This window comes from Amycolatopsis rhabdoformis, assembly GCF_035918295.1.
GTDB classification, from domain to species: domain Bacteria; phylum Actinomycetota; class Actinomycetes; order Mycobacteriales; family Pseudonocardiaceae; genus Amycolatopsis; species Amycolatopsis rhabdoformis.
In genome coordinates, this window is sequence record NZ_CP142149.1 from 6361840 (window position 1) to 6375422 (window position 13583).

14 protein-coding genes and 1 pseudogene are annotated in these 13583 nt (G+C 71.4%); 9 read left to right on the forward strand and 6 right to left on the reverse strand.

Annotated elements, in window-relative coordinates; translation table 11 throughout:
• Nucleotides 1-435 precede the first annotated feature (435 nt).
• The 4 genes from VSH64_RS29185 (at nucleotide 436) to VSH64_RS29200 (ending at nucleotide 3715) form a co-directional block, all read left to right on the forward strand.
• Nucleotides 436-843 carry a PadR family transcriptional regulator gene (locus VSH64_RS29185; RefSeq protein WP_326565931.1) on the forward strand — a complete coding sequence of 136 codons (408 nt, stop codon included), beginning with the start codon at nucleotides 436-438 and terminating at the stop codon, nucleotides 841-843.
• 516 nt (nucleotides 844-1359) lie between these two features.
• Entirely contained in the window at nucleotides 1360-2319 is a 960-nt protein-coding gene (locus VSH64_RS29190) for a permease prefix domain 1-containing protein (protein ID WP_326565933.1), read from the forward strand.
• Entirely contained in the window at nucleotides 2316-2993 is a 678-nt protein-coding gene (locus VSH64_RS29195) for a VC0807 family protein (RefSeq protein ID WP_326565934.1), read from the forward strand. The genes VSH64_RS29190 and VSH64_RS29195 overlap by 4 nt, the downstream gene beginning before the upstream one ends.
• Nucleotides 2990-3715, forward strand: a complete 726-nt coding sequence (locus VSH64_RS29200) for an SDR family NAD(P)-dependent oxidoreductase (RefSeq protein WP_326565935.1) — start codon at nucleotides 2990-2992, stop codon at nucleotides 3713-3715. Before VSH64_RS29195 ends, VSH64_RS29200 begins: the two co-directional genes overlap by 4 nt.
• A 103-nt stretch (nucleotides 3716-3818) precedes the next feature.
• Here VSH64_RS29200 and VSH64_RS29205 read toward each other — a convergent pair whose 3' ends face one another.
• The gene (locus VSH64_RS29205) at nucleotides 3819-4505 is read right to left on the reverse strand and encodes a MerR family transcriptional regulator (RefSeq protein ID WP_326838050.1); all 687 of its coding nucleotides are present in this window, start codon (nucleotides 4503-4505) and stop codon (nucleotides 3819-3821) included.
• Nucleotides 4506-4621: 116 nt separating this feature from the next.
• Between VSH64_RS29205 and VSH64_RS29210 the strand changes: the two genes are divergently transcribed.
• On the forward strand, nucleotides 4622-5827 hold the full coding sequence (locus VSH64_RS29210; RefSeq protein ID WP_326565936.1) for an erythromycin esterase family protein: 1206 nt from the start codon (nucleotides 4622-4624) through the stop codon (nucleotides 5825-5827).
• Here the strand turns inward: VSH64_RS29210 and VSH64_RS29215 are convergent.
• The gene (locus VSH64_RS29215) at nucleotides 5824-7344 is read right to left on the reverse strand and encodes a sensor histidine kinase (RefSeq protein ID WP_326565937.1); all 1521 of its coding nucleotides are present in this window, start codon (nucleotides 7342-7344) and stop codon (nucleotides 5824-5826) included. The genes VSH64_RS29210 and VSH64_RS29215 overlap by 4 nt on opposite strands.
• 184 nt (nucleotides 7345-7528) lie before the next feature.
• Here VSH64_RS29215 and VSH64_RS48550 point away from each other — a divergent pair, with 184 nt between their 5' ends.
• On the forward strand, nucleotides 7529-7603 hold the full coding sequence (locus VSH64_RS48550; RefSeq protein ID WP_098515123.1) for a 50S ribosomal protein bL37: 75 nt from the start codon (nucleotides 7529-7531) through the stop codon (nucleotides 7601-7603).
• A 72-nt stretch (nucleotides 7604-7675) separates the two neighbouring features.
• Here VSH64_RS48550 and rsrA read toward each other — a convergent pair whose 3' ends face one another.
• On the reverse strand, nucleotides 7676-8005 hold the full coding sequence (gene rsrA / locus VSH64_RS29220; RefSeq protein ID WP_326565938.1) for a mycothiol system anti-sigma-R factor: 330 nt from the start codon (nucleotides 8003-8005) through the stop codon (nucleotides 7676-7678).
• Complete coding sequence (locus tag VSH64_RS29225) at nucleotides 8002-8628, reverse strand: sigma-70 family RNA polymerase sigma factor (protein WP_326565940.1); 627 nt, start codon at nucleotides 8626-8628, stop codon at nucleotides 8002-8004. The genes rsrA and VSH64_RS29225 overlap by 4 nt, the downstream gene beginning before the upstream one ends.
• 189 nt (nucleotides 8629-8817) lie before the next feature.
• Between VSH64_RS29225 and ybaK the strand changes: the two are divergent.
• Nucleotides 8818-9293: pseudogene (gene ybaK, locus VSH64_RS29230) on the forward strand (Cys-tRNA(Pro) deacylase).
• Between the two features lie 359 nt (nucleotides 9294-9652).
• Here ybaK and VSH64_RS29235 read toward each other — a convergent pair.
• Together VSH64_RS29235 and VSH64_RS29240 are read right to left on the reverse strand one after the other, a co-directional pair.
• A complete protein-coding gene (locus VSH64_RS29235; RefSeq protein WP_326565942.1) occupies nucleotides 9653-10261 on the reverse strand; it encodes an alpha/beta hydrolase family protein in 609 nt (202 codons plus the stop codon).
• Nucleotides 10261-11010: an SOS response-associated peptidase gene (locus VSH64_RS29240; RefSeq protein ID WP_326565943.1), complete on the reverse strand. Its 750-nt coding sequence runs from the start codon at nucleotides 11008-11010 to the stop codon at nucleotides 10261-10263. Before VSH64_RS29240 ends, VSH64_RS29235 begins: the two co-directional genes overlap by 1 nt.
• Nucleotides 11011-11122: 112 nt before the next feature.
• Between VSH64_RS29240 and rsgA the strand changes: the two genes are divergently transcribed.
• Entirely contained in the window at nucleotides 11123-12133 is a 1011-nt protein-coding gene (rsgA, locus tag VSH64_RS29245) for a ribosome small subunit-dependent GTPase A (protein ID WP_326565944.1), read from the forward strand.
• Between the two features lie 115 nt (nucleotides 12134-12248).
• Nucleotides 12249-13460 (forward strand): cytochrome P450 family protein, encoded by a 1212-nt coding sequence (locus VSH64_RS29250; RefSeq protein ID WP_326565945.1) that lies wholly within the window; start codon nucleotides 12249-12251, stop codon nucleotides 13458-13460.
• Nucleotides 13461-13583: the final 123 nt, after the last annotated feature.

A 13583-nucleotide genomic window follows, 5' to 3' on the forward strand; every position in this document is an offset into this window, starting at 1 on the left:
GGTTCGAGCGTAACAACCGAGGTGAAACCACCCGCACCCGGGTGCGCCGCACCTCACCAGGACTGAACAAGTCCTCCCGCGGAACGTCGTGAGGGCCGGTACCGAGCTGTTTCGGTACCGGCCCTTCGGCGTGTCCGGGGTTGTTTTCTCCTCCCTGCCCCCCCTCTCGCCCCGGCGGTCCGTTGTGGACTGAGGCCGGCGTCGATTGCGTTGGGGTAGAAGATCTTTCGCGTTTGACGCGAGCTTCCCGGTGAGCGACACCTCGCCGGTTGAACGTTTCCTGAACTGATCCTGAACGCCGCGAGCTTCGCCGCTCGCCGCGTTCGTCTCGGCACGCCCGCGTCCCCCTCAGCGGACCCCTCCCTGGTACACCCTAACGCCCCGCACAGCATTGCCGGTTGACGATACTGTGTCTCACACACTATCGTGGTCAACGTGAAAGACACCGACTTGCTGGACGCGCATCGGCAGGAGCTGTGGCGGGGCACGGTCGTGCTGGCGAGCCTGCTGGCACTGCAGAAGCCCGGATACGGCTACGGCCTGCTCGACGCCCTGGAGCGCGCGGGGGTGCCCGCCCCCGCGAACACGCTCTACCCGCTCCTGCGCCGCCTGGAGGGCCAGGGCCTCCTGACCAGCGAGTGGGACACGTCGGGCACCCGGCCGCGCAAGTTCTACCGCACCAGCCACGACGGAGTGCGGCTCGCGCGGGAGCTGCAGAAGGAATGGCAAGCCATCGACACCGCACTGGGCCGCCTCGACATGGAGACGGCGGAGGCGGCCGAGCCGGAGACGAGCGAGTCGGGCTCGGCCGGAACGGACGCGACCGAGACGGGCTCGGGTTAGACATGCCCGCGCCAAGCCGTACTGGGGCACGGCGAACCCGGCAAGACAGACCCGACGGGATCCTGCCCGCGCTCGGCGGGCTCGACCGAGCCGAACCTGGAGAAACAGGCTCGGCCAAGCAGCACCTGAGCACGACCGGCCCGACCGCCTCTGGCTCGGGCCGGGCCCGGCACACCAGAGCCGGGCCGGGCTCGGACCGAGCTCAGCAGGCCAAAGCCGGCCGGCTCGGGTCCGGGCAAGACAGGCCCGACTGGCCCGGCCAAGCCAGACCCGGGCCGACCTGATCCGACTGAACCCGGGCCGGCTTGATCCGACCGGGCCAGGCCGGGCAAGGCAGGCCAGACCGTGACAGCGACGACCGAACCGGACCCGCCCCAGGGCCCCACGACCAAGACAGCCGCCACTGAGCCGACCAAGACGACCACGGCCAATCAGGCCGAGCCGCCGTCTCGCTGGGCAGCACCAAGCACGACCACCACAGAACCAGAACCACACACATCAAGCTGGGGGAACACCATGAGCACCACACTCACCGACCGATACGTCGCCGCCACGGTGCGGCATGTGTCGGGCAAGCACCGCCAGGAGATCGACCGCGAGTTGCGCGCCGCGATCGCCGATGACGTCGAGGGGAGGGTTTCGCTCGGGGAGAGCCCGGGGCGGGCCGAGTACGCCGCGCTGGCCGAGCTCGGGGACCCGGCGCGGCTGGCCACGCGGTACGCGGACAAGGCGTCCGTGCTGATCGGGCCGGCCACCTTTCCGCAGTACGCGAGGGCGCTGCGGCTGCTGAGCGCCACCGTGCTGCCGATCGCCTACATCGTGAACGGGATCGGGCACTGGGTGCGGGGCGAAAACGCTGCCGCGGCGGTGTTTTCGCCACTCGGGGTCACGGTGACCGTCGCCGTGTACCTGTTCGCCGCCGTGACCGTCCTTTATGTACTCGTCGATCGGTTCGGCGGGGACCACGAGACCGGCGAACCCGACGAGGACTGGAAACCCGATCAGCTGCCGTTGTCCGACGCCACGGCCACGACCACGGGGGCCGAGCTCGGCAGTGGGATCGTGCTGGCGGTGGTGCTCGTGGTGGCGCTGTTCGGGCAGCGCTCGGCCTGGCTCGTGACCACGGCGTCCGGCGCGCGGGTGCCGGTGCTCGACCCCGCGCTGTGGGGGTTCTGGGTGCCGTTCTTCCTGGCCGTGGTGGTGCTTTCGCTCGCGCTGGCCGTGGCGAACCTGCGGCTCGGCCGCTGGACACCGGCGACGGCCGTCGCCGGCACGGTGCTCGTGCTCGCCGCGACGGGACCGCTCGCGTACTTGTTCCTCGCCGCCCGCGTGCTGAACCCGGCGCTGGGCACCGTCTTCACCACCACCGGCAGCTGGATCGGCTGGCTCGCGCTGGTCGTTCTGGTCGCCGTCAGCGTCGCCGTGCTCGTGAAGACCTGGGGCCACCGCGACCGTTCGCGAATCGAGGCACTGTGACCACCACGCTCACCCCTCCCGAAAAGCCCACCGCTCCCCCGGAACTGCGCCGGGAGCTGATCCTCAACCTCGCCATCAACCTCGTCGCCCCGGCCGCGCTCTTCTACGGCCTGCGCGCGCTGGGCGTGAACCAGTGGCTGGCGCTGCTGGCGGGTGTCGTGCCGCCGGCCGTGCGCGCCGTGCAGACACTCGTGGCGAAGCGGCGCGTGGACACGCTCGCGGTGTTCACGCTGAGCATCCTGGTGCTGAGCGTCGCCACGTCGTTCCTGTCCGGCAGCCCGAGGTTCCTGCTGGCCAAGGACGGCTGGATGACCGCGGCCGCCGGCCTCTGGATGCTCGCGACGCTGCTGCGCACCCCGTTCCTCTACCAGGTGCTGCGGTCGTTCCTCGGCCAGGAAGCGCGCGACCGCATGGCCCGCAACTGGCTCGGCTCGCCCACCTACCGCCACGTTTTGCGCGTGACCACCGCGATGTGGGGCGTGGTGCTGGTGCTCGACGCCGGCGTGCGGGTGCTGCTGGCCTACGCCCTGCCCGTGGACCGGGTGCCGTTGATCAGCGGGCTGCAGTACGTGGCCGTGTATCTCGGGCTCGAGGTCGCGACCCGGCTCTACGCCCGGCGCAAGAGCGTGGCCGCCGCCATCGCGGCCGAAGTCGGAGAGGAAGTGCGGGCATGACGGTCGTTCTGGTCACCGGAGGAGCCAACGGCATCGGCGCCGCTGTGGCGCGGCACTTCGCCGCCGAAGGCGCGAAGGTGGTGCTGGCCGACCTCGACGAAGCCGCCGGCCAGGAGGTCGCCGCCGAGGTCGGGGGCCGGTTCGTGCGCACGGACGTGACGCGAGCCGAGGACAACGAAGCCGCCGTGGCCACCGCGGTGCGCGAATACGGCGGCCTCGACGTGGTGCACCTCAACGCCGGCACCGGCGGCGCGGGCGGCCTCGACGACTTCGATCTCGACCGCTACCGCCGCACGCTGGCGGTGAACGTCGACGGCACGATGTTCGGCCTGCGCGCCGCCGTCCCCGCCCTGCGGGCCCACGGCGGCGGCGCGATCGTGGTCACGGCCAGCCTCGCGGGCATCGCGCCGGCCACGTTCGATCCCGTGTACTCCGCGAGCAAACACGCGATCATCGGCCTCGTCCGCTCCCTCGCCCCGGCCTGCGCCGATTCGGGCATCACCCTCAACGCCGTGTGCCCGGGCTTCGTGGAAACGCGCATGATCGGCGGCCTCAAGGACACGCTCGTGGCCAACGGGCTCGCCGTCGCCTCGCCGGAGGAGATCGCGGCTGCCGTCGCGACCATCGCCGCCGGTCAGGGCACCGGTGAGGCCTGGGCGCTGCAGGCCGGGACCGCACCGCAGCGCGTCGAGTTCCCGGCGGTCGAACTCAGCCAGGTCTGACCGGGGCACGACGGTGTGGCCAGTATCCACCGGCTTGGCCACACCGTCACACAGGCCGAGGGCCCGCTGCTCACCGGAGCCTGGCCGTGAAGCTCGGGCCAGGTCAGGCGCCGACCAGGGTGAGGTAGGCGTCGAGTTGCGCGGCCCCGGCGAGCAGAGCGCGGCTGCGGGCGGCGAGGCGGTGCTGCCAGGCGTCGAGGAAATCGTTCAACGCCTCGGCGCCACCGGCCTCGCGCAGGGAGTCGAGGAACTGCGCGACCTGGCTCAGCCGGTAGCCGCCGCGGCGCAGTTGCCGGGCAATCTCGGCGTCGCGAACGCAGTCCGGACCGTATTCGCGGTAGCCGGTGACCCGGTCGCGGTGGGGGTGCAGGATGCCTTCGGTCTCCCAGGCGCGCAGCGTCGCCGGGTGGACGTCGAGGCGACGCGCGAGTTCGCCGACGGTGAGCGCGCGGCCGTGGAACGGGGTGCCAGCGGACAACGTGCTCAGCGCGGCGGCGACTTCGGCGCGGGTGTCGCGCTCGGCGAGCAGCGCGAGGTGCGCGGTGTCGAGGAGGCGGTAGGCCGCGTCGGTGTCGCCGCGGTGGATCGAGCGCAGGATTTCCGTGGCGGGCTGGTGGCCGTGGCCGGCGCGCAGCGCGAGAAACGCGCGCAAGGCCTGCGCGTGCAGGGGCGTGTAGCGGCGGTAGCCGGCGTCGCTGCGCTCGGTGGGCGGGAGCACGCCGGCGTCGTCGTAGTTGCGCACCGCCTGAGCGGACAGCCCGTGCTCCCGAGCCAGGTCGATGGGCCGCAGGTCGTACCTCCGATTGAGGGTTTTCGACTTCAGCTGCAGGTGGATCGCGTCGAAGTTTCACTCGATTCTTCAACGATACGGTCGAGGACAGGGTTTCGGGAGAAAAGGGGTCAACCATGTCCACCAGCACCACACCGCGCGGGATCGGCCGTGAGCTCGACGACGCGGCAGCCCTGGGCCGGGCCGTCGACGAGCTGCCGGCGCCGGCGCTGCTCGCGCTCGGCGAGCCGACCCACGGGATCGCCGCGTTTCCCTTGCTGCGCAACGAACTTCTCACCGTTCTGGTGGAGCGCGGATACCGGTCGATCGCGCTGGAGACCGACGTGTTCGCCGCGTCGGTGGTCGACGACTACGTGACCGGCGGCGCCGGTGACCTCGACGAGGTGCTCAAAACCGGCTTCAGCCACTGGTTCGGCAACGTGCCGGGCAACCGCGAGCTCGTGCAGTGGCTGCGCGAGCACAACGCCGGCCGCGCGCCCGAGGACCAGGTGCGCTTCCACGGCTTCGACGCACCGACCGAAACCACCTCCGCGCCGAGCCCACGGCGTTCGCTGACGACCGTGCTCGAGTTCCTGCCGGCCGCGCTGCGGCCCCCGATCCCCGACCTCGACGCGCTGCTCGGCGAAGACGGCGACTGGACCAACGAGGCCGCGATGTACGACGCGGCCGCCTCCATCGGCGGCTCGGACCGCGCCCACGCGCTGCGGATCGTCGCCGACGACCTGGTCAGCGCGCTGCGCCGCGCGGCCCCGATGCGGCAGCCCGCGGACCCGGCCGGCTACCGGCTCGCCGCCGCGCACGCGCGCACCGCCGTGGGCCTGCTTCGCTATCACGCGGCCATGGCCTTCGCCTCGCCCGAGCGCTTCGGCACGCTGCTCGGCCTGCGCGCCGAGATGATGGCCGACAACCTGCTCGCGATGGTCGAGCAGGAGCGGCACCGGGGGCCGAGCCTGGTGTTCGCGCACAACGTGCACCTGCAGCGCGCGGTGTCCACCATGCAGATGGGCCCGGAGGAGGCGACCTGGGGCAGCGCCGGCGCGCTCGTCGCGTTGACGCTCGGCGAGCGCTACGTCTTCGTGGCCACCGACGCCAACCCGCACAGCGAGCCGGGCACGCTGCAAGGCGAGCTGGCCGCGGCGACCACGCGCCGCGCGTTTTTCCCGGCCCCGGCCCTCCGCGCTGCGCTGCCGGCGTCGACCGGCGCCGGTGAGCCGATCCTGCCCGGCCACCTGCCGTTGACCCCGGCCCAGCTGGGCGGTGCCGACGCGGTGATCTTCGTGGCCGACACCGACGGACAGCGCGTGGACTACTGGCTGGCCTAGAGCCGGCGCGACAGCGGGATGCGCAGCGCGGCCTCGGTGCCCGGCACGCGCGCGCCGGTGGAATCGGTGCGCACCTTGCGCAGCGAAAGGGAGCCGCGCAGCTCCGATTCCACGAGCGTGCGCACGATCTGCAGGCCCAGGCCGTCGCTGCGTTCCAGTGAAAAGCCCGAGGGCAGGCCGCGGCCGTTGTCGCGGATCAGGACGTCGAGCCAGCGCGCCGAGCGTTCGACGATGATCTCGACCTTGCCCGGGCGGCCCTGCGGGAAGGCGTGCTCGATGGCGTTCTGCACGAGCTCGGTGAGCACCATGACCAGCGGCGTCGCGATCTCGGCGATCACGATGCCGAACGAGCCCTTGCGCGTGAGCCCCACCTGCGACTCGGCGGTGGCGACCTCGCCGACCATCGGCAGCACGTTGTCGAGCAGCTTGTCGAGGTCCACGCGTTCGTCGACGGAGATCGACAGGGCCTCGTGGACCATGGCGATCGACGACACGCGGCGCACGGACTCGCCGAGCGCGAGGCGGGCCTCTTCGCTCGACGTGCGGCGCGACTGCAGCCGCAGCAGCGCGGCGACGGTCTGCAGGTTGTTCTTCACCCGGTGGTGGATCTCGCGGATCGTCGCGTCCTTGGACAGCAGCGCGCGGTCGCGGCGCTTGACCTCGGTGACGTCGCGGACCAGCACCAGCGCACCCGCCGCCTGGCCCGACGGCCGCAGCGGCAGCGCGCGGAACAGCACCACGGCGCCGCGGCGCGAATCGGCTTCCGTGCGGGTGGAGGGCTTGCCGTCGAGGGCCTCGATGATGCGGTGCGAGACCTCGGTGGCGTCGAACGGGTCGCGGATCAGCGAGCGCGTGAGCGGCGCCAGGCGCTGCCCGACCAGGTCGGACTCGTGGCCCATCCGGTGGTAGGCCGACAGGCCGTTGGGGCTCGCGAACACGACGGTGCCGCTCGGGTCGAGGCGGATGAGACCGTCGCCGACGCGGGGGCTGGTGTGGGTGTCGGCCTGGTTTCCGCCCGGGGGCGGGAACGTGCCGTCCACGATCATCTGGCACAGGTCGCCGGCACTGCCGAGGTAGGCGATCTCCAGCGGGCTCGGCACCCGCGGCGCGGCCAGGTTCGTCTCGCGGCTCAGCACGGCGATCACCTCGCCACCGAAGCTCACGGGCACGGCTTCACGGCGCATCGGCAGGTCGCGGTACCAGTGCGGGTCTTCCTCGCGGCCGATCTTCTTCTCGCGCACGGCCTTGGCCAGCTCGGGGTGCTCGGCCACGGTGAACCGCGTGCCGACCACGTCCTCGGGGTGCGCGGTGGGCGCCGTGGTGGGGCGGGCGTGCGCGACACACACGAAATCGCCGCCTTCGGGCTGCAGGTCCTTCGCGACGGGGACCCAGAGCAGGAAATCGGCGAACGACAGGTCGGCCAGCAGCTGCCACTCCGCGACCACGGTCTGCAGGTGGTCGGCCGCCTCGCCGGGGAGGCCGGTGTTCTCGGCGAGCAGATCGGAAAGCGTGGACACGAGCTACTCGGCGCCGACGAGCGTCTGGGTCATCCGCCCATCAAACCAGAGCGGACGGCGATGAGCACGGGCGCCGCAGGTGAGCCGGGGCACGCATGACACACTGGAGCGGTTGACCCGAGCCCGGCCGGTGCTCCGGCACCCCGCACCCGGGCCATCCAGCGCGAACCACGAGGAGTGAAGCATGTCGAAGCGCGCCCGCAAGCGTCGCGACCGTAAGAAGAACGGCGCGAACCACGGCAAGAAGCCCAACGCCTGATTCCGGCGTCCGGACGCGACACGGCCCCCGCACCAGCTGGTACGGGGGCCGTCGTCGTCTGTGAGCTGCGGGTTATTCGCCGGTCCGCTGCTCGACGGTGATCTCCGTGCGCTCCACCGTGACGCCACCGCGGGTGGCCACGGTCTGGCGGATCGAGGCGCGCAGGCGGGTCTTCAGGTCCGCCGGCGCCAGGTCACCACCGCACTTGCGGTGCAGCAGCTGCTTGATCTGCTCGTCGATCCCGTACTCCTCGAGGCACGGCGGGCAGTCCTCGATGTGGCGGCGCAGCTCGGCGTCGCGCAGGGGGCTGCACTCCTTGTCGAGGAGCAGGTAGATCTCGGAAAGCGCTTCTTCGCAGCGGACCTTGTCCTCGGCTTCGTGGGAAGCCTCACCCGTGCTCATCGCTTCGCCACCTCCTCGCGGTCACCGCGGATGAAGCCGCGCTCGCGCGCGACGTCGGCCAGCAGGTCGCGCAGCTGCGCGCGACCGCGGTGCAGACGGGACATCACGGTGCCGATGGGCGTGTCCATGATCTCGGCGATCTCCTTGTACGCGAAGCCCTCGACATCGGCCAGGTACACGGCCAGCCGGAACTCCTCGGGCAGCTTCTGCAGCGCGCCCTTCACGTCGGTGTCGGGCAGGTTGTCCATCGCCTCGACCTCGGCCGACCGCAGGCCGCTCGAGGTGTGGCTCTCCGACTTGGCGATCTGCCAGTCGGTGATCTCCTCGGTGGGCTGCTGCACCGGCTGCCGCTGACGCTTGCGGTAACCGTTGATGTAGGTGTTGGTGAGGATGCGGTACATCCACGCCTTGAGGTTCGTGCCGGCCTTGAAGGAGGCGAACGCCGCGTAGGCCTTGAGGTAGGTCTCCTGGACCAGGTCCTCGGCGTCGGAGGGGTTCCGCGTCATCCGCATCGCGGCCGAATACAGCTGGTCGAGCAGGGGCATCGCGTCGCGCTCGAAGCGCTCCGTGAGCTCCAGCTCGTCGGCCACCGTCTCCGGCGCGGTGTTCGGGGTGCTCGGCAAACCGGTACCTTCCCGTTCGGCGTCGATGCGCTTCTGCGCATACGGCAACGCCGAGTTTACGCGGGGGCTCGGAAGGCCCTGCTCGGTGCTGCGCCTACGAGGGCGGGCAGTGGTCAGCGTCGTGGTCACATCCCTTTCAACAGAACGTGGTGAGCGTCCATTCCCGCCTCCTTCGTAGACTCCGATCCCATGGCGGGCAAGGGAACTCCGGCGACGGCACTGCTCACGAAACAGCAGGTGGCACACACGCTGCACGCGTACGACCACGATCCGCGCTCCTCGTCGTACGGCCTGGAGGCCGTCGAGGCACTGGGGCTGGAGGCGGCTCGCGTGTTCAAGACGCTGGTGGCCGAGGTGGACGGGAAGCTCACTGTAGGTGTGGTGCCGGTGACCGGGTCGCTGGACCTCAAGTCGCTGGCGGCCGCGGCCGGGGGAAGAAAGCGCGGATGGCGGATCCGGCGGCGGCTCAGCGGGCTACCGGGTATGTGCTCGGGGGGATTTCGCCACTGGGGCATCGGAGCCGGTTGCCGGTGGTGATCGATGGTTCGGCGTCGGGGTTTTCGACGGTGTTCTGCTCGGCCGGGCGGCGGGGGCTCGAGGTGGAGTTGGCGCCGGAGGATCTGGTGAGGTTGACCCGGGCTCTGGTGGCCTCGATCGCCGGGTGAGGCTCTGTTTCGGCACGTGCGCGCCCGGCGGCGTCCTCTCCGGGTTGGACGGCCGACAAGGGGGGCCGGCTGGCCAGACCCATGGGCCGCCCTCGCCCCGCCGAGACAAAGCCCCCGCCCTCCCAAGGGGGGCGTCCCCAAGCCCGTTCTACCGGCCAGGTCCGACAAAAACGCCTGGCAGACGGTTCAGTGGGCAAGTTGTCCACAAGTGGGCGGACCCTGTGGACAACTTCTCCGGTGCCTGGAAGATCCGGATTTCATGGCCCACAACCGCTGAACCGCAACCGGCCCCACGGGCCAGCTCCGGACCGAAGGCCGCGACACCCCAAGCAGCGCCGCAACACCCCAAGCAGCACGGCTCACAGATGCGGCCTCAAAACCCTCCCCAACCACTCCTCCGCCGCCCGGGACACCGCATCCAGATCCGCCGACAACGTGTGATCCCCCGGCACCACCACGACCTCATGGTGCGGCCCCGCCGCCGGCCGGCCGAACGGGTCGCGCTCGCCCTGCACCACCAGCGTCGGCACCGACACCGCGTCCAGCTCCGGCTGCCGCGTCTTCTCCGGCTTACCCGGTGGATGCTCCGGAAACGCCAGGCACAACACCGCCACCGCCTGCCCGGCCGTGGACGTGCGACAGGCCACGCGCGCACCGGACGAGCGGCCGCCGAAGACGAAGGGCAGGGCGTCGAAGTGGGCGGTGAGTTCGTCGGCCACGGTGAGCCAGGCGGTGTCCAGCTGGCCGGCCGGAGCGGGGGCGCGGCGGCCCGCCACGCGGTAGGGCTGCTCGATGAGGGCGACGTGCACGCCGACGGCCGTGGCGGCGCGGGCGACGGCGACCAGGTCGCGGGCGCCGATGCCGCCGCCGGCGCCGTGGCCGAGCAGCAGCACGGCGGCGCCGTCCTTGGCGCAGTGGAGTTCGGCGCGGGCCAGGCCGTGCGGGGTGTCGATCTCGAGCGTGGTCATCAGAACAGCGCGTCCGAGTCGGCCGCGGCGGGTTCGGCGCGGGCCAGGAGCTGGGGGCCGTTGTTGCGGACGTTGTTCACGAGCGTCGAGATCGGCCGCAGTTCGAGGGTTTCCACGAACTCGGGCGGGGTCGGCACGAGCAGACCGTCCACTGAGGACTGATCGGGATCGAGCCAGCCATTCCAGTGTTCGCGCGGGACGATCAGCGGCATGCGGTCGTGGATGCCGCTCAGCTGGCCCTCGGCGTCGGTCGTGATGATGGAGAACGTGATCAGCGGCTCGTCGGACGAGCCGTCCTTCGGGCGCCAGCTCTCCCAGATCCCGCCGAACGCGAGCGACGCGCCGGAGGGATCCGTCATGTAGAACGGCTCCTTCTCCTTGCCCGTGCGCCGCCACTCGAACCAGCCGTCGGCCGGCACCAGGCAGCGGCGCGACTTCAGGGCGCGTTTGAACGCAGGCTTTTCAGCCGCCGTCTCGGCACGCGTGTTGATCATCCGCGAGCCCACCGACGGGTCCTTCGCCCAGAACGGCACCAGGCCCCACTTCATGATCCGCAGCGAACGCTGAGCGGGCTCGTCCTCGAGCACCTGTCCCTCGGCGTCGCGGGGATGCCGCTGGACCACGATGACGACGTTCTTGGTGGGCGCGACGTTGTAGTCCTCGCGCGCGGCACCCTCGGTCAGATCGACCGCGGCGAACTCGTCGATCAGCTTCGCGGGGTCCTTCGTCGCCGCGTAACGGCCGCACATGCCAGCCTCCTCGCACCTCTCAAGACGCCATCGTTACACGCAGGCCCGGCCGGGCGCGACCGGCATGGGATCATTTCGACCAGGCAGGACGAGCGGGAGGACGGTGGGCGGTTTGGCGCGAGGCGACTGGAGCAGGCTGGACGAATCCGACGTGCGGGTGCGTCCCGGCAAGGGCACCAGGCCCCGTACCAAGCGCCGGCCCGAACACGCCGACGCGGTCACCGCCATGGTGATCGGCAAGGACCGCGGCCGCTGGACGTGTGCGGTGAACGCCGACCCCGATCGGGTGGTCACGGCCATGCGGGCGCGCGAGATGGGCCGCGTCTCGGTGGTGGTCGGCGACATGGTCGCCCTGGTCGGCGACGTGTCCGGCCTCCCCGACACGCTCGCGCGCATCGTGCGCGTGGACGAGCGCTCCAGTGTGCTGCGCCGCACGGCCGACGACACCGACCCGTACGAGCGGGTGGTGGTCGCGAACGCCGCGCAACTGCTGATCGTCACGTCGCTCGCCGACCCGCCGCCGCGGGCCGGTTTCATCGACCGGTGCCTGGTCGCCTGCTACGCGGGCGGCCTCGAGCCGGTGCTCTGCCTCACGAAGGCCGACCTCGCCAGCCCCGACGAGCTGCTGGCGAGCTACGCGGGCCTCGACGTGCCCGCCGTCGTCACGCGCCACGACGAGAAGCCCGAAGGCCTGGCCGAACGCCTCGAAGGCCGCGTCACGGCGCTGGTCGGGCACTCCGGCGTCGGCAAGTCCACCCTGGTCAACCGGCTGGTGCCCGACGCGTCGCTGGCCACCGGCGTGGTGAGCGCCGTCGGCAAGGGCCGGCACACGTCCGTGGCGGCCGTCGCGCTGCCGCTGCCGCTGGCCGGTGGCGGCTGGGTGATCGACACGCCCGGTGTGCGGTCGTTCGGGCTGGCGCACGTAACCGCCGACGACATCGTGAACGCCTTCGAGGAGTTCGCCGAGGCCGCCGAGGAGTGCCCCACGAACTGCGGCCACCTCGGCCCGCCGGAAGACCCGAACTGCGCGCTCGACGCCGTGGTGACCGAGGGCCGCGCGAGCGCCGAGCGGCTCACGTCGCTGCGGCGGCTGCTGGTTTCGCGCGCCGGCGGCGCCGAGTGAACCAAGATCGCGGGAAAAACGGGCGCTGACGGCGGCCGGAGGTTGGCAACCGCGCGGGGAGCCGATGGGGTGGACATTCCCACCACCGGCAATCCACCACGAGGAGCCGCTGCCCGTGCCGACCGACCCCGAGGCCTTCACCCTCGACATCGAGTTCGTCCAGAACCCCCACGAGATCGAAGCGAAGCTGCGGGTCGAAGCGCCTGTACGGCTCGTGCAGACGCCGCGGGGGATGCGGTCGTGGCTCATCACCCGGTACGAGGACGTGAAACAGGTCCTGACCAGCCCGGACGTCCACAAGGACGAGGGCCTGCGCGCACAGCTCATCGCCGAGCGCCACGGTGCGTCGTTCCCGATGCTGTCGCCCGCGTTCCGGCTGCTCGAAGTGCACATGCTCAACAGCGACCCGCCCGACCACACCCGGCTGCGGCGGCTCGTGGCGAAGGTGTTCACGACCCGGGCGATCGCACGCCTGCGGCCGCGGATCGAGAGCGTGACCGCGCAGCTGCTCGACGCCATGGCCCACCAGGACCGCGTGGACCTGGTGGCGGGTTTCGCCGCGCCGCTGCCGATGATCGTGATCTGCGAGCTGCTCGGCGTGCCCGAAGCCGACCGCGAGAAGTTCGGCTCGTGGGTCGAGGTGATCACCGGGGCCGGTGACGAGCGGCTCGTCGAGGCGTCCGAGCTGTTCCTGGCCTACCTGCGTGAGCTCGTCGCCGCCAAGCGGGCCGAACCGGGCGAGGACCTGCTGTCCGATCTGGTCGCCGTGACCGACAGCGGCGACCGGCTCACGGAGCACGAGCTCGTGGCCATGGCCGAGCTGCTCGTGATCGCCGGGCACGACACCACCGTGAGCCTGATCGCCAACGGCACCCTCGCGCTCCTACGCGCCCCCGGCCAACTCAAGGCGCTGCGGGCCGACCCTTCGCTCGTGCCGAACGCCGTGGAGGAGCTCCTGCGCTACGACGGCCCGGTGCACATCGCGACCACCCGGTTCACCACCGCCCCGATCACGGTCGGCGGCGTGGAGATCCCGGCGGACGAGTTCCTCTCGGTGTCACTGCTCTCGGCCAACCGCGACGGCGAGCGGTTCACCGACCCCGACGAGCTGGACGTGACGCGGCCGGCGGGCGGGCACGTCGCGTTCGGCCACGGCATCCACCACTGCCTCGGCGCGCCGCTCGCGCGGCTGGAGGGCGCGGTCGCGCTCGGTGCGCTCATCGAGCGGTTCCCGGCCCTGCGGCTCGCCGATGGCGCCGATCCCGCGCGCTGGCGCTTCTCGGCGCTGATGCACGGGCTGGAGGAGCTGCCGGTCGCCACGCGCTGAATCCGGCGGAACCGCCGGCCGTCACCGCGCGTCCCATGAACACTCGGCAGGTGGACGGCACAACGGGTGATCGACTACCCAAATTGTGACCGAAAGGGCGTAACTGCTGCCCCGATCCAGCGA

Bases quoted from the DNA above. Each gene is read 5' to 3' on its own strand.
- VSH64_RS29210 (WP_326565936.1), top strand. From the start codon at position 4,622: ATGTCCACCAGCACCACACCGCGCGGGATCGGCCGTGAGCTCGACGAC.
- VSH64_RS29240 (WP_326565943.1), bottom strand. From the start codon at position 11,010: ATGTGCGGCCGTTACGCGGCGACGAAGGACCCCGCGAAGCTGATCGAC.
- rsrA (WP_326565938.1), bottom strand. From the start codon at position 8,005: ATGAGCACGGGTGAGGCTTCCCACGAAGCCGAGGACAAGGTCCGCTGC.
- VSH64_RS29200 (WP_326565935.1), top strand. From the start codon at position 2,990: ATGACGGTCGTTCTGGTCACCGGAGGAGCCAACGGCATCGGCGCCGCT.
- VSH64_RS29190 (WP_326565933.1), top strand. From the start codon at position 1,360: ATGAGCACCACACTCACCGACCGATACGTCGCCGCCACGGTGCGGCAT.
- VSH64_RS29235 (WP_326565942.1), bottom strand. From the start codon at position 10,261: ATGACCACGCTCGAGATCGACACCCCGCACGGCCTGGCCCGCGCCGAA.